The sequence below is a fragment of the Arthrobacter sp. zg-Y20 genome (assembly GCF_030142075.1).
Taxonomy (GTDB): domain Bacteria; phylum Actinomycetota; class Actinomycetes; order Actinomycetales; family Micrococcaceae; genus Arthrobacter_B.
In genome coordinates, this window is record NZ_CP126241.1 from 1255269 (window position 1) to 1275581 (window position 20313).

At 65.5% G+C, this 20313-nt stretch carries 20 protein-coding genes and 1 tRNA gene; 15 read left to right on the forward strand and 6 right to left on the reverse strand.

Annotated features, from left to right (window positions below; translation table 11 throughout):
- Positions 1-55: 55 nt before the first annotated feature.
- From QNO06_RS06055 to QNO06_RS06085, 7 genes are all read left to right on the forward strand, one after another.
- A complete protein-coding gene (locus QNO06_RS06055) occupies positions 56-1492 on the forward strand; it encodes a sugar porter family MFS transporter (protein WP_227913938.1) in 1437 nt (478 codons plus the stop codon).
- Between the two features lie 101 nt (positions 1493-1593).
- Positions 1594-2376, forward strand: coding sequence for a phage holin family protein (locus tag QNO06_RS06060; protein WP_227913939.1), 783 nt, complete (start codon positions 1594-1596; stop codon positions 2374-2376).
- A gap of 36 nt (positions 2377-2412) precedes the next feature.
- Positions 2413-3057, forward strand: a complete 645-nt coding sequence (locus tag QNO06_RS06065; protein ID WP_227913940.1) for a CDP-alcohol phosphatidyltransferase family protein — start codon at positions 2413-2415, stop codon at positions 3055-3057.
- A 39-nt stretch (positions 3058-3096) separates the two neighbouring features.
- On the forward strand, positions 3097-4029 hold the full coding sequence (locus tag QNO06_RS06070) for a DMT family transporter (protein ID WP_227913941.1): 933 nt from the start codon (positions 3097-3099) through the stop codon (positions 4027-4029).
- Complete coding sequence (locus QNO06_RS06075) at positions 4026-5222, forward strand: glycosyltransferase (RefSeq protein ID WP_227913942.1); 1197 nt, start codon at positions 4026-4028, stop codon at positions 5220-5222. Before QNO06_RS06070 ends, QNO06_RS06075 begins: the two co-directional genes overlap by 4 nt.
- A 72-nt stretch (positions 5223-5294) precedes the next feature.
- Positions 5295-5368 (forward strand) — tRNA-Ile (locus QNO06_RS06080).
- Between the two features lie 179 nt (positions 5369-5547).
- Positions 5548-6732, forward strand: coding sequence for an acyl-CoA dehydrogenase family protein (locus QNO06_RS06085; RefSeq protein ID WP_227913943.1), 1185 nt, complete (start codon positions 5548-5550; stop codon positions 6730-6732).
- Positions 6733-6808: 76 nt separating this feature from the next.
- Here QNO06_RS06085 and QNO06_RS06090 read toward each other — a convergent pair whose 3' ends face one another.
- Positions 6809-7378, reverse strand: a complete 570-nt coding sequence (locus QNO06_RS06090; protein ID WP_227913944.1) for a murein hydrolase activator EnvC family protein — start codon at positions 7376-7378, stop codon at positions 6809-6811.
- A gap of 466 nt (positions 7379-7844) precedes the next feature.
- Here QNO06_RS06090 and rpsB point away from each other — a divergent pair, with 466 nt between their 5' ends.
- The 6 genes from rpsB (at position 7845) to QNO06_RS06120 (ending at position 13420) form a co-directional block, all read left to right on the forward strand.
- Positions 7845-8714: a 30S ribosomal protein S2 gene (gene rpsB, locus QNO06_RS06095; protein ID WP_227913945.1), complete on the forward strand. Its 870-nt coding sequence runs from the start codon at positions 7845-7847 to the stop codon at positions 8712-8714.
- Positions 8715-8843: 129 nt separating this feature from the next.
- Entirely contained in the window at positions 8844-9683 is an 840-nt protein-coding gene (gene tsf / locus QNO06_RS06100) for a translation elongation factor Ts (RefSeq protein ID WP_227913948.1), read from the forward strand.
- 137 nt (positions 9684-9820) lie between these two features.
- Positions 9821-10552, forward strand: coding sequence for a UMP kinase (gene pyrH, locus QNO06_RS06105; protein WP_227913949.1), 732 nt, complete (start codon positions 9821-9823; stop codon positions 10550-10552).
- A gap of 532 nt (positions 10553-11084) precedes the next feature.
- On the forward strand, positions 11085-11642 hold the full coding sequence (gene frr, locus QNO06_RS06110; protein WP_227913950.1) for a ribosome recycling factor: 558 nt from the start codon (positions 11085-11087) through the stop codon (positions 11640-11642).
- Between the two features lie 77 nt (positions 11643-11719).
- On the forward strand, positions 11720-12607 hold the full coding sequence (locus QNO06_RS06115; RefSeq protein WP_227913951.1) for a phosphatidate cytidylyltransferase: 888 nt from the start codon (positions 11720-11722) through the stop codon (positions 12605-12607).
- 234 nt (positions 12608-12841) lie between these two features.
- Positions 12842-13420 (forward strand): DivIVA domain-containing protein, encoded by a 579-nt coding sequence (locus QNO06_RS06120; protein WP_227913952.1) that lies wholly within the window; start codon positions 12842-12844, stop codon positions 13418-13420.
- Between the two features lie 60 nt (positions 13421-13480).
- Here QNO06_RS06120 and QNO06_RS06125 read toward each other — a convergent pair whose 3' ends face one another.
- The 4 genes from QNO06_RS06125 to QNO06_RS06140 are packed head-to-tail and all read right to left on the reverse strand — an operon-like array spanning position 13481 to position 17412.
- Positions 13481-14980: a sodium/solute symporter gene (locus tag QNO06_RS06125; RefSeq protein ID WP_227914057.1), complete on the reverse strand. Its 1500-nt coding sequence runs from the start codon at positions 14978-14980 to the stop codon at positions 13481-13483.
- 20 nt (positions 14981-15000) lie between these two features.
- Entirely contained in the window at positions 15001-15426 is a 426-nt protein-coding gene (locus tag QNO06_RS06130; protein WP_227913953.1) for a hypothetical protein, read from the reverse strand.
- Between the two features lie 26 nt (positions 15427-15452).
- Positions 15453-16190, reverse strand: a complete 738-nt coding sequence (locus QNO06_RS06135) for a LytR/AlgR family response regulator transcription factor (RefSeq protein WP_227913954.1) — start codon at positions 16188-16190, stop codon at positions 15453-15455.
- Positions 16191-16200: 10 nt separating this feature from the next.
- Entirely contained in the window at positions 16201-17412 is a 1212-nt protein-coding gene (locus QNO06_RS06140) for a sensor histidine kinase (RefSeq protein WP_227913955.1), read from the reverse strand.
- Positions 17413-17690: 278 nt separating this feature from the next.
- Between QNO06_RS06140 and QNO06_RS06145 the strand changes: the two genes are divergently transcribed.
- Both QNO06_RS06145 and QNO06_RS06150 read left to right on the forward strand, forming a co-directional pair.
- Positions 17691-18062 (forward strand): DUF485 domain-containing protein, encoded by a 372-nt coding sequence (locus QNO06_RS06145; protein ID WP_227913956.1) that lies wholly within the window; start codon positions 17691-17693, stop codon positions 18060-18062.
- Between the two features lie 65 nt (positions 18063-18127).
- Positions 18128-19684, forward strand: a complete 1557-nt coding sequence (locus tag QNO06_RS06150; RefSeq protein WP_227914058.1) for a monocarboxylic acid transporter — start codon at positions 18128-18130, stop codon at positions 19682-19684.
- A 76-nt stretch (positions 19685-19760) separates the two neighbouring features.
- Here QNO06_RS06150 and QNO06_RS06155 read toward each other — a convergent pair whose 3' ends face one another.
- A complete protein-coding gene (locus QNO06_RS06155) occupies positions 19761-20240 on the reverse strand; it encodes an Lrp/AsnC family transcriptional regulator (protein ID WP_227913957.1) in 480 nt (159 codons plus the stop codon).
- Between the last annotated feature and the right edge of the window lie 73 nt (positions 20241-20313).

Here is a 20313-nt window from a genome sequence, read left to right on the forward strand (position 1 = left end):
GTTTTGACAGCAGTCTTATGTATTCAGTAATCCAACAGAAAACGAGGAACGGTCGATGGGCGCGACTCAGCCAGGACCAAATAAGGGCGGATCCGAACGGATTGCCCACCCCGGAAGGGTGATTGGCGTCACCGTCGCTGCTGCCGTGGGCGGGTTGCTCTTCGGCTTTGACACCGCCGTCATTAACGGCGCGGTGGACGCCATCGGTGAAGAATTCACCCTGAGCCCGGGCATCCTGGGCTTCACCGTGGCCATTACGCTGCTCGGCTGCGCCGTGGGTGCCTGGTTTGCCGGCCAGCTCGCAGACCGGTTGGGACGCAAAACGGTCATGGTGGGTGCGGCGGTGCTGTTTGCCGCGAACTCGGTGGGTTCGGCCTTCGCCTTCAGCGAGTGGGACCTGATGCTCTGGCGCCTGATCGGCGGCCTGGCCATCGGTACTGCCTCCGTTATTGCCCCGGGCTACATTGCCGAAGTGGCGCCGGCAAAATGGCGGGGTGCGCTGGGCTCAGTCCAGCAACTGGCCATCACGCTGGGTATCTTTGCTGCTCTGCTCTCCGATGCCTTCCTGGCCAACTCGGCGGGAAGTGCGCTGGGGGAACTCTGGGGAGGCATCGCCGCCTGGCGCTGGATGCTCCTGGTGGGCGTTGTTCCGGCCGTGGTTTACGGCGTGCTCGCCCTGACCATTCCGGAATCGCCGCAGTTCCTGGTTCGCCGCAACCGCGACGAAGAAGCCGCGAAGGTGCTCAGCTCCATTTCCGGCGTGACGGACACGGACCGGAAGATCGCCGATATCCGGGACAGCTTCAAGAGCCCGAAGCCGACGTTCCGCGACCTGCGCGGCCCCAAGTTCGGCCTGCAGCCGATCCTCTGGGTGGGCATGGCCATTGCAGCTTTCCAGCAGCTGGTGGGCATCAACGCGATCTTCTACTACTCCACCACCCTGTGGAAGTCCGTGGGCTTCAGTGAAAGTGATTCATTCACGACGTCGGTGATCACCTCCGTGGTCAACGTGGTCATGACCCTGGTCGCCATTGCCTTCGTGGACCGCATCGGCCGGCGCAAGCTGCTGATGATCGGTTCCGCGGGTATGTTCGTCGGCCTGCTGGCCGCCACCATCTCCTTCCTGCAGGCTGAGACGGTCAACGGCGAAGTGTCCCTGCCCGACATCTGGGGTCCGGTGGCCCTGGTAGGAGCGAACCTGTTCGTGGTCTTCTTTGCCGCCACCTGGGGCCCGGTCATGTGGGTCACCCTGGGCGAGGTGTTCCCGAACAACATCCGTTCCCTGGCCCTGGGGCTGGGCGCGATGGTCAACTGGATCTTCAACTTCATCGTGACTCTGGCCTTCCCGTGGGTCAGTGACAACTTCGGGGTCTGGATTATGTACGCCATCTTCACCGCCTTCGCCGTGCTGTCCTTCTGGTTCGTCAAGTCCAAGCTGCCCGAACTCTCCGGGCGCGAACTCGAGGACCGCGAGGGGCTGGAAACCGCCTGACCGGTACGTGATGCGAATGGGCAAGGTGTTAACTATGAGGGGAATGGTAATTTGGGGTTATGGCTACGGTGAATAGTGAACAGGGGACGGAGGCTGGGCGCATGAATCGCTCTGCTAGCACTCGGACACAGCGGACGGCGGGAAGCTCTTCGCTGGTGGGGCTGGCGAAGGTGATGGCCCGGCTGACTCCGCGCCAGCTGAATGACGAGTTCGCCCTCGCCACGGCCGAAATGAAGCAAAAGGGCATCAAGGCCGGCATCGCCGCCGCCTTCATGGTTGTTGCCCTGCTGTTTGTAGCCGCGCTGGCCATCGCGCTGATCGTTGCGGCCATCATGGCACTGTCCTTGGTGATGCCGGCCTGGCTGGCCGCCTTGCTGGTGGCGGCATTGTTCCTCGTGATCGCGGCAGTTGCCGGGCTGGTTGGCTTCAGCCGGTTCAAGAAGACCCTGCCGCTGCTTCCCGAGGAGGCCATCCGCGGGCTGCGCTACGATGTCGGCGTGCTGAAGGAAGGCCGCCGCTTTGATCCGGCCACGCTGGATAAGCCCAAGGAGCCCAAGGAAAAGAAGGACAAGAAGGCAGAGAAGGCCGACAAGCCCGAAGGCCCCAAGCAGCCCAGCCCCGAGGAACTGCGGACCCGCGCCCGCCAGCGCCGCGAGCACCTTGCCGCCGTCCGTGACGGACTTGGCGAAAAGGTGGACGTCAAGGCACGCATCCAGGAGCTGAAGTCCCGCCGCGCAGCCGCGTCCCGGGGCAACGGCAGCTCCGCTGCTTCCCCGGCAGATGACGTGCTGGCCATGATCAAGGAACGCTGGCAGCCGCTTGCGGTTATGGGCGCCTCGCTGCTGGCCATGCTCATCATGTTCCGCCGGCTGGCTCGAAAGTAAGCTGTACTCGTACATCTTTGACGAGGGGAACGGACCGTGATCAGACTCATCGGTGCCGGAACACGTCCTGACACGGAAACAACCGTGACGGACGGGTTCTGGACCGTACCGAATCTGGTCACGGTCCTTCGCTTTCTCGGGATCCCGCTTTTCGTCTGCCTCGTGGCCCAGGACCGGTACGGAAGCGCCTTCATCACGCTGGTGGCGGTGGGCTGCACGGACTGGATTGACGGTTACCTGGCCCGCCGGCTGAACCAGGTGTCCCGGACCGGGCAATGGCTGGACCCGGTGGCGGACCGCCTCGCGCTGATCATTGTGGCCGCAACCTTCGTGGTGGATGGGATTGCCCCGGTGTGGCTCATCCTCAGCATCGCCGTTCCCGACGCCGTGCTGACCATCAACTCCCTGCTCCTTTTCCGCGGCAGCCCCGACCTGCCGGTGAGCGTGCTCGGCAAAATCCGGACAGCGCTGCTGCTCCTGGGGGCGCCCCTGCTGTTGCTGGACCGTGTGCAGGGTTATGACTTCCAGTGGCTGGCTGCCGCCGGCACCACGGTGCTGGCCATGGGCTGCATCGGACATGTGGCTGCAGCGGCCGGATACCTGGCGGCGGCATGGGATAAGTACCGCCTCCTGCGCGGCCGGGATGTGCCTGCCGGAACCGGAACCGGCCATGCACCCTAGGACCGCAGCGCCGGCCCGCGCCCGGCTTGGACAGTGCCGATGGTAGGAATAGCCGTCGCCTGTGCCCTTGCCAGTGCCTTTTTCCTGGCATTCGGGGCCCAGCGCCAAGGCAGCGCGGTGAGCGCCGACACCGGCGGGCTGGCCCTGAACTCGTCGGGTTTCACCCGACTGCTGCGCAACCCCCGGTGGCTGTTCGGCCTGCTGCTGCTGGGCATCGGCATGGGCCTGAACGTGGCCGCGCTCTCCATGGCCCCGCTGACCGTCGTCCAGCCGATCGGGTCCCTTGCCCTGGTAATCACCACGGTGGTGAACTCACGGGACCAGGGGCTGCGGCTGAACCGCATTACAGTGGCGGCTATCGCAGCATGTGTGGCAGGCAGCATGCTCTTTGTGTCCCTCGCCATCGCGGCCACCCGCTCGGGCCAGCCGGTGGATTCGGCGCAGGAAGTGACAATTGTCCTCATCCTGGCGGTTGTGGTGGTGTTCTTCGGCGGCTTGAACCTGCTTTTCGGGAAGCGGTTGAAAGCCATCGCGCACATTCTGGGGGCGGGTATCCTGTTCGGCTTCGTGGCGGTGCTGACCAAGGTCATCATCGGGGACCTGCTCAACCCCAACGGGCGCTTCCTTTGGAACGTGCCCTGGTACACGCTGCTGGGAATTGCGGTGGCCGGAGCCTTGGGTTCATGGTTTGTGCAGAACGCGTACTCCAGCGGTCCACCGGACCTGGTGATCGCCGGACTGACGGTGATCGATCCAATGGTCGGGATCGCGATCGGAATCGGGGTGCTGAATGAATTGCGTCCCGATGTGCCCGCAGTGACTGCCGTAGCCATGGCCGTGGCAGGTCTGATTGCTATTGTTGGGGTCGTTGCCCTCTCGCGGTACCACCCTGATGTCATTCAGAGGCGGAATGAAGAACGGAGGCGGCAGAAGCTGGCCTCCAAGACCCCGAAAGCAGGACCACTCACGTGACCGATTCACCGGTAGACAAACCGCTGACGATCCTTATTGCCTGTGACACCTATCCTCCCCACCTGAACGGTGCCGCCCAGTTCGGCTACCGGCTGGCGCGCGGGATGCATGGGCGCGGACACAATGTCCACGTCCTGGCCCCGAACGACGTCGACGGCGGCAGCCGTTCCGACCTTGAAGGGCAGTGGCCGGTCCACCGCCTCCGCTCGCACGGAGTGCCCACCCACGAGTACTGGCGGATCTGCCTGCCGTGGGAGATCAAGAAGGAAATCACCCTGCTGTTCGACCGGGTGCAGCCCGACGTCGTACATATCCAGTGCCATTACATGGTGGGCGACTACACCCTCCAGGAAGCCCGCAAACGCGGCATCCGCGTTATTGCCACCAACCACTTCATGCCGGAGAACCTGGACCCGTTCCTGCCGTTCCCTAAGTGGGTCAAGCGGATTGTCGCCAAGAACTCCTGGAAGGACATGGGCAAGGTGATGGGGCAGGCCGCCGTCGTCACCACGCCCACTCCGCTGGCGGCGGAAGCCATGCACCGCCACGCGTTCCTGCACGAGGTGATGCCGCTGTCCAACGGTATCGACGCCTCCGTCTACGAGCTGCATCCCGGTGAGGAAATAGCTCCGCACCCGGGCCCCACCGTGCTGTTTGTCGGCCGGCTCGCCGAAGAGAAACACGTGGACGTCCTGATCGACGCCGTGGCCAAGACCCCGGCGGAGCTGGGCGTACGTGCCGAAATTGTGGGCGGCGGAGAAGTGAAGCCGGCGCTGCAGGCCCAGGCTCAGCGGCTTGGTCTGGGGGACCGAGTGGTGTTCCGCGGGCTGGTCAGTGATGAAGAGTTGCGGGAGGCCTACCTCCGGGCGGATATTTTCTGTATGCCCGGCACTGCCGAACTGCAGTCCCTGGTAACCCTGGAAGCCATGTCCGCGTCCAAGCCGGTCCTGCTGGCGGACGCCATGGCGCTGCCGCACCTGGTGGACAAGGGGCGCAACGGCTACCTCTTCACCCCGGGCAACAGCGACGAGCTGGCGGGCCGCCTCACGGAAATCCTGGAACTCTCGCCCGAGGACCGGCAGAAGATGGGTGAGGCGAGCCGCGACATGGTGGACAGGCACAGCCTTGATGCCACGCTGGCCACGTTCGAGAAGCTCTACCGCCAGGCAGAACCCGAGGCTGTACGGCCCTAGCGGGCGCAGACGGCAATTGGTTCTGCGGCGCCCGCACGCACTAGGATGGCTTCATTGCCTGCGGGCAGCTACGGGGCTGTAGCTCAGCTGGTCAGAGCAGCGGACTCATAATCCGTGGGTCGTGGGTTCAAGCCCCACCAGCCCTACCCGTGTGAAGGGCCGGACAAGCGTTCCGGCTTGGCATCGCCAACACCCCGGTCTTCGGACCGGGGTGTTTTCTTTTGGGCTGAACATTGTGATCGTTGTTACTGGTGGGTAACATAGGTTCTGCCGGTCCCCGAAGGGTGCCGGTGATCACCGATGATCAGCAGCGAAGGATATTTCCATGGCAACTATCGACGTCGACAACCTTCCGTACGCGGACGGCGACTTCTACGCATTCGAGGACCTCCTCACGGACAAGGAGCGCGACCGCCTGCACGAGATCCGTGCCTGGCTCGCCAAAGAGGTCAAGCCGCACGCCGCTGATTGGTGGAACGCCGGTGAATTCCCGCACCACATGATCCCCAAGATTGCCGAACTGGACGTCATGAGCCCGGTGTACCGCCAGGGCTACTCCAACCTGTTCGCCGGCCTGTGCCACGCAGAGGTCACCCGCGCCGACACCTCCTTCGCCACCTTCCTGGGTGTCCACGACGGACTCTTCACCGGCTCCATCGAGGCGCTGGCCTCCGAGGAGCAGAAGGCTGCCTGGCTGCCGGACATCTACGCCATGAAGAAGATCGGCGCCTTCGGCCTGACCGAGCCGCTCGGCGGGTCCGACGTGGCCGGCGGCACGCGCACCACCGCCCGCCGCGACGGCGACAACTGGATCCTGAATGGCGAAAAGCGCTGGATCGGCAATGCGACGTTCTCCGACTGGGTAGTCATTTACGCCCGCGACGTTGAGGACAATCAGGTCAAGGGCTTCATGGTGGACACCAAGACCCCCGGCTACAGTGCCACCAAGATCGAGAACAAGATCGCCCTGCGCACCGTCCAGAACGCTGACATTGTGCTGGACAACGTGGTGGTCAGCGACGACTTCCACCTCAAGGGCGCCAACAGCTTCCGCGACACCAACAAGGTCCTGAAGGTCACCCGCCTTGCCGTCGCCTGGCAGGCCGTAGGCCAGCAGATGGCCGCCTTCGACATTGCCCGCAAGTACGCGGTGGAACGGCACCAGTTCGGCAAGCCGCTGGCCTCGTTCCAGCTGGTGCAGGAACAGCTCGTGAAGATCCTGGGCAACACCGTCAGCTCCCTCGGCATGATGGTGCGCCTGGCGCAGCTCGAGGACCTGGGCCAGGCGAAGGACGAACAGTCAGCGCTGGCCAAGGCCTTCACCACTGCACGGATGCGTGAATCCGTCGCCATGGGCAGGAGCATCCTGGGCGGCAACGGCATTGTCACCGACTACGGCATGGCCAAGGTCTTCGCTGACGCCGAGGCCATCTACTCGTACGAAGGCACCTACGAAATCAACACACTGGTCACCGCCCGGGCAATCACCGGCGTGACCGCGTTCGTCTAGGAACGCCGTGTCCGGTTGATGAAAGCCGGCACATGAATACCGGCCGGAGTCCCGCAAGGGTTCCGGCCGGTTCCGTTTAATAGCCGGAATCCGGCACCGGCAGCAGCACCGAGGGGCGGCGGTCGCCAACGTAGTTGAGTGGATTCACGTACGCCCCGTGCAGCCGGACGCCCCAGTGCAGGCACTGCCCGCTGCAGTGCACCCCTCCAGCCCCGCCGGACGCGGATGCCACCATCCCGACGGGGGAGCCGCGGGACACGGCGCTGCCGGCCGGCACCAGCGGTTCCACGGATTCGAAGCTGCTCTTGAGGCCACCGCCGTGGTCGATCGTGATCAGGGGACGGTTGACCACCACACCGGCGAAGGCCACGCGGCCATCCGCCGGCGCCAGGACGAGCACGCCCGGAACAGCGGGAAGGTCCACCCCGCGGTGCCCGGCCTGCCAGCGCCGGGACGGGGGATCGAAGCCGCGGATCTGCTCCGGCGCCGGGACCGGATCCAGCGGCCAGCTCCACGGCGGGGAGTATGCGGCGGGCGGGGTACGCAAAGCCGATGCTGACGGCGGGGCGGGCAGCGCAAGGACCGGCACCGCCAGGCCCGTGGCCAACAGTGCCGCGGCAGCACGGCGGAAGCGTCCATTTGGCATGGGGCACAGCCTGGGCTTTCCCCGGCGCGGAGAGACCGGTGCGGGCCCCCGGGTGGATGGATCCGGGCCCGAATCCGGCAGGGGAGGAAGGGTGGGCCCGGATGGTGCGGGCGGACGCCGGCAGTCCTGGGCTGTAGTACACTTGTCGGAGCAGCTTGCTGTGCCATGGGACCTGCCCGGACGTGTTTTATCCACCGCCGGTCCCGCGCCTGGGAGTCGGACCATATCGGCCCGCATCCCATTCACTGGCACTGGAATCTGACTACGCGTGTCCCAATTATCCCCGTCAAAGGGGGTGCTTCTCCAACGGTCCGGCAACGCCGGCAGGGGGAGCGCGTCGATGCCTGAAAGGGTAGCGGCTGATGGACACCAGGAGCTCCGCCCGACCGGGCGTACAGCTAAAACCGTCAATTGGCAGTAGGACCAGTGCGCCGTGCGCACGGCTGCTGCCGGAAGGAGTGACGACATGCCCGTCGTTACCATGCGCCAGCTGCTCGACAGCGGCGTTCACTTTGGTCACCAGACCCGCCGTTGGAACCCGAAGATGAAGCGCTTCATCTTCACCGAGCGCAACGGCATCTACATCATTGACCTGCAGCAGTCGCTGTCCTACATCGACCGTGCCTACGAGTTCGTCAAGGCCACTGTGGCCCACGGCGGTACCGTACTGTTCGTCGGTACCAAGAAGCAGGCTCAGGAAGCCATCGCCGAGCAGGCCACCCGTGTTGGCCAGCCGTACGTCAACCAGCGCTGGCTCGGTGGCATGCTCACCAACTTCCAGACTGTTGCCAAGCGTATCCAGCGCATGAAGGAACTCGAAGAGATCAACTTCGAGGACGTCGCTTCCTCCGGCCACACCAAGAAGGAGCTCCTGCTCCTCAAGCGTGAACTGACCAAGCTGCAGAACAACCTCGGCGGTATCCGCAACCTGACCAAGGCACCGTCCGTGCTCTGGGTTGTTGACACCCCGAAGGAACACCTCGCCATTGACGAGGCCAAGAAGCTGAACATCCCCGTTGTTGCCATCCTGGACAGCAACTGCGATCCGGACGATGTCGACTTCCCGATCCCGGGCAACGACGACGCCATCCGCTCCGTGAACCTGCTGACCCGCGTCATTGCCGACGCCGTTGCCGAAGGCCTCATCGCCCGCAACAACAAGGCCGCAGGCAACACCGAAGCACCGGCTGAGCCGCTGGCTGAGTGGGAGCGCGAACTGCTCGAGGGTGCTGCAGAGACCCCGGCAGCCGACGCTGCTGCAGAAGCTCCCGCTGCCGAAGCAACCGGCGTCGACGCCGTTGTGGATGCTCCGGCCGCTGAAGTAACCGAGAAGTAAATAACGAATTCCTTAGTCCGGGCGGTCCACCGCCCGGACCAGGTACCTGCGAGTGCGGCTGGCCGGTAATCCGGCCAGCCGCACTCGCGGAACCGCACCAATACTTATTACGGGAGGACTGGAGTCCAAATGGCGAACTACACCGCTGCTGACATCAAGGCACTGCGCGAGCGCACCGGCGCCGGCATGATGGATGTAAAGAAAGCTCTGGACGAGGCCAACGGCGATGCCGACAAGGCCATGGAGCTCATCCGCATCAAGGGCCTGAAGGGCGCTACCAAGCGTGAAGGCCGTTCCACCGCTGAGGGCCTGGTTGCTGCCAAGGTCATCGACGGCACCGTCGGCGTCATGATCGAACTCAACTGCGAGACCGACTTTGTTGCCAAGTCCGCCAAGTTCATCGAGCTGGCCGACAAGGTCCTGGCCGCTGCTGTTGAGTCCGCTGCTGCTGACGCCGAGACCCTCCTCGCCTACAACGTGGACGGCAAGCCCCTGTCCGAGATTGTTGTCGAAGAAGGCGCCATCCTGGGCGAAAAGGTTGTTGTCCGCCGCGTTGCACGCGTCGAGGGCAAGACCGTTGACGCCTACCTGCACAAGACCTCCAAGGATCTTCCGGCACAGGTTGGCGTGCTGTTCGCCGTCGACGGCGAAGGCGCAGAAGCTGCCACCGCCGCACACGACGTTGCCGTGCACACCGCTGCATACGCTCCGACCTACCTGACCCGCGAGGAAGTTCCGGCAGAGACCGTCGAGAACGAACGCCGGATCGCAGATGAGACGGCACGCGCCGAGGGCAAGCCCGAAGCCGCGCTGACTAAGATCGTCGAAGGCCGCCTGACCGGTTTCTTCAAGGAAATCGTCCTGCTGGACCAGCCGTTCGCCAAGGACGCCAAGAAGACCGTCGGTAAGGTTCTCGAAGAAGCCGGTGTCACACCGGTCGGCTTCGCCCGCTTCCGCGTAGGCGCCTAATAACTTAGGACCAAACGGTTTCGACGAATACGTCATCATGACAGAGGGGGTGGTCACCGCGGGTGACCACCCCTTTTGCCTGTCCAGAACACCTCACTAGTCTTTAGAAGCAGCAGTACCTATGCCCGGGAGGCACAATGGCCCACGTACTCAAAGAATCCGATTCCCCGCGACGCCGCGTCCTGCTCAAACTCTCGGGTGAGGTGTTCGGCGGCGGCAAGCTCGGCGTGGACCCCGACACCGTGCGGGCAGTGGCCAAGCAGATCGCTGCAACTGTCGGCGAAGTGGAAGTGGCGATCGTCGTCGGCGGCGGTAACTTCTTCCGCGGCGCCGAGCTGTCCGTCAGCGGCATGGACCGCTCGCGCGCGGATTACATGGGGATGCTCGGCACCGTCATGAACTGCCTGGCCCTGCAGGACTTCCTGGAGCAGGCCGGCGTTGAAACCCGCGTGCAGAGTGCCATCACCATGGGCCAGGTTGCCGAGGCGTACATCCCGCGGCGTGCCATCCGCCACCTGGAAAAGGGCCGCGTGGTCATCTTCGGCGCCGGTGCCGGGCTGCCTTACTTCTCCACGGATACCGTCGCCGCCCAGCGTGCCCTCGAGGTCCATGCGGATGAGGTCCTTATGGCCAAGAGCGGCGTGGACGGCGTCTACACCGCCGATCCGAACAAGGATGCTTCGGCTGTTCGGCTGGAGACCCTGACGTACGACGACGCCCTGCGCCAGGACATCCGCGTTATGGACCAGACGGCCATGACCATGTGCAAGGACAATGACCTGGACATGGTGGTCTTCGGCATGGAGGGTGAAGGCAACGTAACCCGTGCCATCCGCGGCGAGAAGATCGGCACCATCGTTTCCAACTAGCGGGTGCGGCTCTCGGGTCCCGCAGGGACCTGGAACGGCGGCAACGAAATCCCCTCGGCCGCAGGCGGCCTCCGGGATTTAAAGCCGCCTTCCTCCAGGTCCCTGCGGGACCGGCACGTCCTCCCAGTGGGGGACGGCAGCCAGTGACTTTTCCTGGGTGGTCACGGTTTGCGTTGCGGCCCGCAGAGTGGGGCTTCGCTCGGTGCAGGGAACCCGCACCCTTTTGCGCCGAAAGGGTTCCCCTCCACCTCGCTTCGCTCGGTGCAGGGAACCCGCACCCTTTTGCGCCGAAAGGGTTCCCTCCACCTCGCTTCGCTCGGTGCAGGGAACCCGCACCCTTTTGCGCCGAAAGGGTTCCCCTCCACCTCGCTTCGCTCGGTGCAGGGAACCCGCACCCTTTTGCGCCGAAAGGGTTCCCCTCCACCTCGCTTCGCTCGATGCAGGGAACCCGCACCCTTTTGGCTTAGGATGATATTAGAGTCCGGCCACTGAGCGAGAGTGCTTGGTGGACACTGTTTTTAGAGGAGATACCGTGATCGAAGACACCTTGAAAGAGGCCGCCGACAAGATGGACAAGGCGGTGGAGGTTGCCAAGGAGGACTTCTCCTCCGTGCGCACGGGCCGCGCCAACCCGGCACTGTTCTCGCGCGTGCTGGTGGACTACTACGGTTCTCCCACGCAGCTGCAGCAGCTGGCGTCCTTCGCTACCCCTGATGCGCGCACCCTGCTGATCACCCCGTACGACGTGACGGCCCTGCGCGCCATCGAGCGGGCCCTGAGCGACTCCGAAGTGGGCGCCAACCCGTCGAACGACGGCAAGGTCATCCGGGTCATCATGCCCGAACTGACCCAGGACCGCCGCAAGGAATACGTCAAGATTGTCCGCGGCAAGGCAGAAGACGCCAAAGTGTCAGTCCGGAACATCCGCCGCAAGGCTAAGGACGGCATCGACCGCCTGGTAAAGGACAGCGAGGTGGGCGAGGATGACGGCGCCCGCGCGGAAAAGGACCTTGACGCCCTGACCAAGGCGCACACCGATTCCATTGACGATCTTCTCAAGCGCAAGGAAGCCGAGCTTCTCGAGGTCTGATGAGTGACGCCCAGCCTTCCAACCAGGCTGGCGGTGCACCGTCCGTCGAGACAGTTCCGGCAGCAAAGGCCACGGATATGAGCGCAGCCGATTCCGGCCGGGTGCCGAGCCGTCGGACCCGGAACCGCAAAGCCGACGCCAAGCCCGCCAAGGCCTCACGCGCCGGACGCAACCTTCCGGCGGCCATCGCCGTCGGGGTCATCCTCCTGGGTGCCCTGCTGATCGGCCTGCTGTTCTTCCCCTTCGCCATTGTGGTCATTGCCGTGGCCTTCGCTGCGGTAGGGGTATGGGAAGTTAGCCGCGCGCTGGAAGTGCGCGGCATGAAGGTGCCGCTGGTGCCGGTGCTGGTGGGATCCGTAGGACTGCCGTTTGCCGCGTTCTTCGGCGGCACTGAAGCCCTGGCCTTCGCAATGGTGGCCACCGCCGTCGCGATCCTGCTGTGGCGGAGCATCGATACCGCCGAAGAAGCCATCCAGAGCATTCTCGCGGGAATCTTCGTGGTGCTCTGGGTGCCGTTCCTGCTCAGCTTCGCGTTGCTGCTCCTGCGTGAGCCGGACGGCCAGATCCGCGTCGCCGTGCTGCTCCTGCTGGTGGTCTCCAATGACACCTTCGGATATCTGGTGGGCGCTTTCTTCGGCAAGCACCCCATGGCCCCCAAGATCAGCCCCAAGAAGTCCTGGGAAGGCTTCGCCGGATCCGCCGGCGGCGCCACGATCGTGGGTGTTGCAGCGGCCGTGTTCTTCCTGGACCAGCCCTGGTGGTTCGGCGTGGTGCTGGCCGTGGCAACGGTAGCGGCAGCCACCGCGGGCGACTTCTCCGAATCCATGGTCAAACGAGAGCTGGGCGTGAAGGACATGTCCAACCTCCTGCCCGGCCACGGCGGTGTGATGGACCGGCTGGACTCCGTGGTGTTCGCTTCTCCGGTGGTCTTCCTGCTTTCCGTGCTGCTCTCCGGCGTGTCCTAGCCGCCTTCCGGCAGTGCCTGCCGGTGGACCGGCTGCCTACCAGCCGGATCACCGCGGCGGGACCGTAATACCGTAACGGTCCGGCAACGTCCGGTGTGCCTGCACACATACGCGGGTGGCGGCGTCGTAAGATGTTTCAGAGTTTTTCATACATTGCCCATGCGCCGGATCCTGGATATCCAGCCCTGGCGCAGTAACTCCGTAAGGCAATAACCACAGAGGAACAGTAAATTCATGGACGATGCGCGGCAGGCCAGTGCTCCTTTCGAACGCGTGGGACGGCGGGACTTCGGCTACAACATCCGCCAGGTCGATGAGTTCCTGACCAAGGCCCGTAACTACTACAACTCCGATTCGAAGGCATCCAACCCGGTCACCAGCGCCGACGTGCGTTCCATGGCCTTCGACCCGGCCAAGGGCGGTTACGAGCCGCAGGCCGTAGACGCGGCACTGGACCGCCTCGAAGACGTTTTTGCACAGCGTGAGCGGGACCAGCTGATTGAAGACCGCGGCGAAGAAGCCTGGCTGCTGCAGATCGGGCGCATCTCCGCCGTCCTGCGTGCACGGCTGCACCGCAAACCGGGGGAGCGGTTCCGCCGTCCCGCCCGCAAGCGTGTGGCCAGCTACAACGTCAAAGACGTGGATGCCCTGTGCAACGAATTGCTGGGCTACTTTGAACACGACCGTCCGCTGAGCGTTGACGTTGTCCGCCGTGCGGTGTTCCGCGAAACCAAAGGCGACCAGGGATATGAAGAAACGCAGGTGGATGCGTTCCTGGACCGCGTTGTCGAACTGATGGCCTCCATCGACTAACCAGCCCTCCCGGCTCTAAAGCGGACATCCTTCAGCAACGGACTTTCAGCAGCGGAGCCTTCAGCTTCGAGGCGCACTGCCCGGGCGGGGACGCTCCAGCGGCTCGGGGGTGTGCAGCCGCGCCAAGAACTTCGCGGCGCCTCCCGGCGTTGAGCCGGCCGTTATCCGGGACACGACCACGGTGACCGCGAAGGCCGCGGGTACCGTCCACGCCGCCGGTTGTTCAATCCAGGCCGGAATCTGCAGTTCGAGCCTCGGCAGGACGGCGGCAGCCGCCATGGACCCGCCGCACAGCAGCGCTCCGGTCAGCATGCCGGCCCCGGCACCGGGCGCAGTGAGCCGGCGCCACCAGATCCCCAGTACCAGCAGCGGGCAAAGCGTGGAGGCGGTGAAGGCGAACACCATGCCGATGCTGCCCGCGAGGGCCGAGGACTCGGTGAGCAGGGCAATGGCCAGCGGTACGACGGCGGCCAGGACAGCGGAGAGCCGGAACCCGCGGACACTGCCGCGGAAAAACTCCTGGCTGATCACCCCGGCGAGGGATACGGTGAGCCCGCTGCTGGTGGACAGGAACGCGGCAAACGCACCGGCCGTGACCAGCGCTGCCAGCAGATCCCCGGTGGCTCCGTCGAAAACACGTCCGGGCAGCAGCAGCACGGCTGCGTCCGTGGCGCCGGCGTCGGCGAGATCCGGTGCGTAGATCCGCCCCAGTACGCCGAAGGTGATGGGAAAAAGGTAGAACAGGGACAGCAGCCCCAGCACGATCATGGTGGTGCGGCGGGCGGACGCGCCGTCGGGGTTGGTGTAGAAGCGCACCAGCACATGAGGCAGTCCGAGCGTGCCGCACAGCAGGGCGATGCTCAAGGAAATGTTCCGGTAGAGCGGGGCGTGGGTCTGCGGGTCCAGTGCTTCAGCCAGCACCGCTGCGCCGTCCGGGCCGGGCGGCCCGTCGCCGGCGAGCCGGAAGAGGATGAACAGCACCGGAACGGCGATCGCCACCAGTTTCAGCCAGTACTGGAACGCCTGGACGAAGGTGATGGAGCGCATCCCGCCGGTCACCACGCTCAGGCAGACGACGCCGGTCACGGCCAGGCAGCCGATCTCCGCCGGCAGTCCGGTGGTGATCCGGATGGTCAGCGCCGCGCCGTGCAGCTGCGGGACGATGTACAGCCAGCCGATGGCGATCACCAGCAGGCTGGTCAGGCGCCGCACAGGCAGGGACTCCAGCCGGGCGGAGGCAAAGTCCGGGACCGTGTAGGCCCCGGACCGGCGCAGCGGTGCGGCCACAAACAGCAGGAGCATCAGGTATCCGCCGGTGTAGCCGATGGGAAACCACAGGGCGTCGACGCCGGAGGCCACTATCAGCCCGGCCACGCCCAGGAAGCTGGCAGCGGAGAGGTACTCGCCGCCAATGGCCGAGGCGTTCCACCAGGGCTTGACGGTGCGGGAGGCAACGTAGAAGTCGCTGGTGGTCCGGGAAATCCGCAGCCCGTAGAACCCGATCAGCAGGGTCGCCGCGGCCACCGCGGCCAGCGCCGTGTAGCCGATGCCCGGACTCATGCCCGGGGCGATGTCCCAGCTCACCGGCCCTCCACCAGATCGCGGTAGCGGTTTTCGTTGCGCTGGGCACTGAGCATGTAGAGCAGCCCGCAGCCGATCACCAGCGGGTACACCCCCACGCCCAGCAGGATCCATGGGGCCGGGATGCCGCCGATATGCAGGTCGGCACTCACCGGAAGGAAAGCAAGGAGCACGGGAACGCCCAGCAGGATCAGCAGGAACCCTCCGCCCACCACCAGGGCCAGCCGCAGCTGGCTGCGGATCAGCGAGCCGATAATCAGTTCACCCACTTCGGACTGTTCATCCAGTTCCCGGGACACGGGGAAAGGCGCAGCCCCGGGGGAGGCGCCGGCGGCAGTGACACGGATCCGCGGCGGGGCAGGGTCGGCGTGCTCAGGTGCCGAGCCGTCAGGCGCAGCCCGGTCAGGCGCCGACCCATCAGGCACAGCCCGGTCCGGGGCGGCTCCGGCGGTCACTGGGCGGGCCTGACCCGGCCGGCGTCGAGTGTGTTCCGCACGGCAGGCAGATGCCGCCGGCTGACCGGCAGGTCCACCTCGCCCAGCTGCACACTGGCCCGGCCGCCGGCCAGCCGCACCTGGCGGATGTGGTTCCGGGCCACCAGATAGGACCGGTGGATCCGCACGAAGCCCGCCCCCGACCACTGTTCCTCCAAATCCGCCAGGGGGACCCGGATCAGGTAGCTGGCATCGGTGGTGTGCAGGCGGGCGTAATCGCCCTGCGCCTGGACGTAGCGGATGTCGGCGCGGGCAATGATCCGTGTGGTAGCGCCCTGGACCACGGTCACCATGTCGGCCTCGGCCTCCGGTTCAGTGACCGATTCGCAGATCCGGCGCACGGATTCCGCAAGCCGTTCCGGCCGCACCGGCTTGAGCAGGTAATCCAGGGCGGCCAGGTCAAAGGCCCGCAGTGCCTGGTCTTCGTCGGCCGTCACGAACACCACCGCCGGTGGCCGTTCCCGCTGGCCCAGCGCTTTGGCAATGTCCAGGCCGGACAGGGCGGGCATATGGATGTCGAGGAACACGGCGTCGACGTCGCGGGTGGAGATCTCGTGAAGGGCTGCCGCGCCGCTGGCGGCCCGGTAGACCGTGCCCACCCGGGAGTCCAGGCCGAGCAGGTAGGCGAGCTCCTCGACGGCGGGGGCTTCGTCGTCTGCCACCACAACGCTGAGGGGGCGGGGAGGTTTGCGCATGCGATACAGATTACGCGTTGGTGGGCCGGTTCTCCGGCTGCGACTTCGGCACACGCATGGTGATCAGGGTGCCGGCGCCGGGCGCCGTGTCGATGACCAGGCCGTGCTGCCCGCCGTAGACCTGCCGCAGCCGCACATCAACGTTGCGCAGGCCTACATGGTCCCCGTCGGCATGCCCGGCCAGGACGGAGCGCAGATGGACCGGGTCCATCCCCACCCCGTTGTCCTCAATGGTGATCACCGCGTCCGCACCGGCGTCGACGGCGGCAATGGTGATGCGGCCCTGCCCGTCCTTGGCCTCCAGCCCGTGGCGGACCGAGTTTTCCACCAGCGGCTGCAGGGACAGGAACGGAATGACGGTGCCCAATACCTCCGGGGCAATCTGCAGGCTGACCTTCAGGCGCTCCCCGAACCGGGCCCGCTCCAGGAGCAGGTACCGGTCCACGGATTCCAGTTCCTCGGCAATGGTGGTGAAGTTCCCGTGCCGGCGGAAGGAATAGCGGGTGAAGTCGGCGAACTCGACCACCAGCTCCCGGGCGCGCGCCGGGTCGGTGTTGATATAGGAGGCGATGGCGTTGAGCGAGTTATAGATGAAGTGGGGGCTGATCTGGGCCCGCAGGGCCCGCACTTCTGCTTCCATTAGCTGCGCCCGGGACGTGTCCAGCTCGGCCAGCTCCACCTGGGTGGCCAGCCACGCGGCCACCTCGTTGGCCGCCCGGACCAGTCCGGCCCGGACCGAGGGGGCAAACACCGCGACCGTTCCCACGGTCTTTCCGTTGACCGGCAGCGGGGAGACAAGCAGTTCCCGCCCGCAGTCCTGCAGGCCCAGCGCGCGCAGCGCCGCCCCGCGGAACACCCGGGTCCGGCCCGATTCCAGCACCAGCCGCGCGGCGGACAGCAGCCGTTCGCGGCGGGCCGGAGTATCCGCAACTGCGCCGTCCCAGGCCAGTACGGCCACCGCGTCGGTAATGACCAGCGTGTCGCAGTCCAAAAGGTCCCGCAGGTGCCGGCTCGCCTTGCGGGCACCGGCCGGAGTCAGGCCCGAGCGCAGGTGTGCAGAGGCGAGCGACGCCGTGTGCAGGGTGGCGTAGGTGGCACGCTCCGCGTCCGAACCCAGGTCCCGTGCCGAGCGGCTGAGGCGGAAACCGAGCACGGCCACCACTGCAACCGTCAGGACGGCGACGGCGCAGACCAGGGCAATGTCGACGGCGGGGCTAAGCATGGACCCACCCTAGCGGCCCCCGGCGTCAACCCGGCCGGCCAGCCGGCCAGCCGCCCGCGCGCCCCCGCCCGCCCCCCCGGCCCCCCGCACCCGGCTTACCCGGCGCCGAACGCTGCCGTTCACCGCACGGAACGCACCGTTCACCGACGCCCGGCGGCGTCGTGCAGACGATCCGGACCGGCCTGTAGGAAAGTGATGAGCGTCACAGCTTGCACGGCGTCGTGTCCCGGCCTCTTGGCGGGTCAACGCGTGGAGCGTGCCCCAACAGAGGAGGAACAATGGCTGAAGAGCAGCCGGTTTCACACGCTGCGCACCCGGAGCAGGTGGACTTCCGGGAAGTCCAGAGCTCACCCGAGTTCCGGGAACTGCGCCAGCGCCAGCGCAGCTTCATTTTCCCGATGGCCGTGGCCTTCCTGGTCTGGTACTTCGCGTATGTGCTGCTGGCCGATTACGCGCACGGGTTTATGTCCACCCCGGTAATCGGCAACATCAACATGGGCCTGATCCTGGGGCTGCTGCAGTTCGTCAGCACCTTCGGCATCACCATGTGGTACGTCAGCTATGCCAACCGCCGGATGGATCCCATTTCCTCGGAGATCCGCGGAGAACTTGAGGCCAAGGGCGTCAGCCGGCCGGAGGAGACCAAGTGAACAACGTGCACATCGCGGCCGCGGAGGTAACGGCCGAGTCCATCAAGGACACCGGGCTGCTGAACATGGTCATCTTCGGCCTGTTTGTGGCCGTCACCCTGATAGTGGTGCTCCGCGCAAGCCGCAACAACAAGACCGCCGCGGACTACTACGCAGCCGGCCGATCCTTCACCGGACCCCAGAACGGTACCGCCATTGCCGGCGACTACCTCTCCGCTGCCTCCTTCCTGGGTATTGTCGGCGCCATCGCCGTAAACGGCTATGACGGCTTCCTGTATTCCATCGGCTTCCTCGTCGCCTGGCTGGTAGCCCTGCTGCTGGTGGCGGAAATGCTCCGCAACACCGGCAAGTTCACCATGGCCGACGTGCTGTCCTTCCGCCTCAAGCAGCGTCCGGTGCGGATTGCGGCAGCCATCACTACCCTGGCAGTCTGCTTCTTCTACCTGCTGGCACAGATGGCCGGCGCCGGCGGGCTGGTGTCCCTGCTGATGGGCATCGACAGCAAGATCGGGCAGTCCTTGGTGATCACCGTGGTGGGCGCCCTGATGATCATCTACGTACTGATCGGCGGCATGAAAGGCACCACGTGGGTGCAGATCATCAAGGCCTGCCTCCTGATCGCCGGCGCCGCCGTGATGACCGTGTGGGTCCTGGCGAACCACGGCTTCAACCTCTCGGAACTGCTCGGCCACGCCGTGGAAACCACGGGCAACCCCGCCATCCTGGATCCGGGGCTGCAGTACGGCAAAACCGAAACCTCCAAACTGGACTTCATCTCGCTGGGCCTGGCCCTGGTGCTTGGCACCGCAGCCCTGCCGCACGTGCTGATGCGCTTCTACACGGTGCCTACCGCCAAGGAAGCCCGCCGGTCCGTGGTCTGGGCCATCTGGCTGATCGGTATCTTCTACCTGTTCACCCTGGTCCTGGGCTACGGCGCCGCGGCAATGATCGGTTCCGAGGCGATCAAGAGCGCTCCAGGCGGCGTGAACTCGGCAGCACCGCTGCTGGCCTTCGCCCTCGGCGGGCCGGTCCTGCTGGGACTGATCTCCGCCGTCGCGTTCGCCACCATCCTGGCGGTGGTGGCCGGGCTGACCATCACGGCGGCTGCTTCCTTTGCCCATGACATTTACGCCAACGTCATCCGCAAGGGCCAGGTGGATGCAGACGGCGAAGTCAAGGTAGCCCGCACCACGGTGGTGGTCATCGGCATCATCTCGATCCTGGGCGGCATCGGGGCCCAGGGCCAGAACGTGGCCTTCCTGGTGGCCCTCGCCTTCGCGGTGGCTGCCAGCGCCAACCTGCCCACCATCATCTACTCGCTGTACTGGCGGAAGTTCTCCACCCAGGGCGCAATCTGGAGCATGTACGGCGGCCTCGGGTCGGCCATCCTGCTGATTGCTTTCTCTCCGGTGGTTTCCGGAACGGAAACATCCATGATCAAGGGTGCAGACTTCTCCTGGTTCCCGCTGAGCAACCCGGGACTGGTGTCCATCCCGCTGGCCTTCTTCCTGGGCTGGCTGGGCACGGTGCTGGATAAGAACACTGAATCCGCAGTCAAGCAGGCGGAAATGGAAGTCCGGTCCCTGACCGGCGTCGGCGCCGAAAAGGCCGTCGACCACTAGGACTGTCCTTCCGCATAACGCAAGCAGGTAACCCAGGCAGGTCCCGCTCCGGCGGGGCCTGCCTGCGGCGTTGCAGCTAGGAAACCCCGTGCCCCGGCCCTGTGCGCAGCAGGGGAGTGGCGCGCAGGGGGATTAGTTCGCCCATGGCGAGGTTGGTGTCGCACCGCTGCACGCCGTCGATGGCCAGGATCAGCTTGTTGATCCGGAACAGGTCCTCCGCGTCCGCGGCCACCACGCGCAGCAGCAGATCCGCGTCTCCGGTGAGCCCGTGCGCCTCGATGACTTCAGGCAGCTCCGCCAGATCGGCGGTGATCCGGGACAGTTCCGGCTGATGCACGTGGACGTGGACGAAGGCCATCAGCGGATAGCCCAGTGCGGCCGTGTTGATCCGGCGTTCGAACGGCAGGAACGCACCCTTGCGCTCCAAACCGGCCAGCCGGGCCTGGACAGTATTCCGTGAAAGCCCGAGCACGGCGGCCAGCGCCACGGCGGTGCGGGTGGAATCCTCCGCCAGGGCAAGCAGGAGCCGGCGGTCGGTGGCGTCGAGGGGCTGCATAGTGCGCAACGCTAGCACGGCCCATCGGCCGCTTATAGGGCAGGATGCTCGGTCTTTTCGCTAATGGTTGTGC

Excerpts from the sequence above, each read along its gene's own strand:
- QNO06_RS06055 (WP_227913938.1), top strand. The coding sequence starts at position 56 with ATGGGCGCGACTCAGCCAGGACCAAATAAGGGCGGATCCGAACGGATT.
- QNO06_RS06060 (WP_227913939.1), top strand. The coding sequence starts at position 1,594 with ATGAATCGCTCTGCTAGCACTCGGACACAGCGGACGGCGGGAAGCTCT.
- QNO06_RS06070 (WP_227913941.1), top strand. The coding sequence starts at position 3,097 with ATGGTAGGAATAGCCGTCGCCTGTGCCCTTGCCAGTGCCTTTTTCCTG.
- QNO06_RS06085 (WP_227913943.1), top strand. The coding sequence starts at position 5,548 with ATGGCAACTATCGACGTCGACAACCTTCCGTACGCGGACGGCGACTTC.
- QNO06_RS06090 (WP_227913944.1), bottom strand. The coding sequence starts at position 7,378 with ATGCCAAATGGACGCTTCCGCCGTGCTGCCGCGGCACTGTTGGCCACG.
- rpsB (WP_227913945.1), top strand. The coding sequence starts at position 7,845 with ATGCCCGTCGTTACCATGCGCCAGCTGCTCGACAGCGGCGTTCACTTT.
- tsf (WP_227913948.1), top strand. The coding sequence starts at position 8,844 with ATGGCGAACTACACCGCTGCTGACATCAAGGCACTGCGCGAGCGCACC.
- pyrH (WP_227913949.1), top strand. The coding sequence starts at position 9,821 with ATGGCCCACGTACTCAAAGAATCCGATTCCCCGCGACGCCGCGTCCTG.
- QNO06_RS06115 (WP_227913951.1), top strand. The coding sequence starts at position 11,720 with ATGAGCGCAGCCGATTCCGGCCGGGTGCCGAGCCGTCGGACCCGGAAC.
- QNO06_RS06120 (WP_227913952.1), top strand. The coding sequence starts at position 12,842 with ATGGACGATGCGCGGCAGGCCAGTGCTCCTTTCGAACGCGTGGGACGG.
- QNO06_RS06125 (WP_227914057.1), bottom strand. The coding sequence starts at position 14,980 with ATGAGTCCGGGCATCGGCTACACGGCGCTGGCCGCGGTGGCCGCGGCG.
- QNO06_RS06135 (WP_227913954.1), bottom strand. The coding sequence starts at position 16,190 with ATGCGCAAACCTCCCCGCCCCCTCAGCGTTGTGGTGGCAGACGACGAA.
- QNO06_RS06140 (WP_227913955.1), bottom strand. The coding sequence starts at position 17,412 with ATGCTTAGCCCCGCCGTCGACATTGCCCTGGTCTGCGCCGTCGCCGTC.
- QNO06_RS06145 (WP_227913956.1), top strand. The coding sequence starts at position 17,691 with ATGGCTGAAGAGCAGCCGGTTTCACACGCTGCGCACCCGGAGCAGGTG.
- QNO06_RS06150 (WP_227914058.1), top strand. The coding sequence starts at position 18,128 with ATGGTCATCTTCGGCCTGTTTGTGGCCGTCACCCTGATAGTGGTGCTC.
- QNO06_RS06155 (WP_227913957.1), bottom strand. The coding sequence starts at position 20,240 with ATGCAGCCCCTCGACGCCACCGACCGCCGGCTCCTGCTTGCCCTGGCG.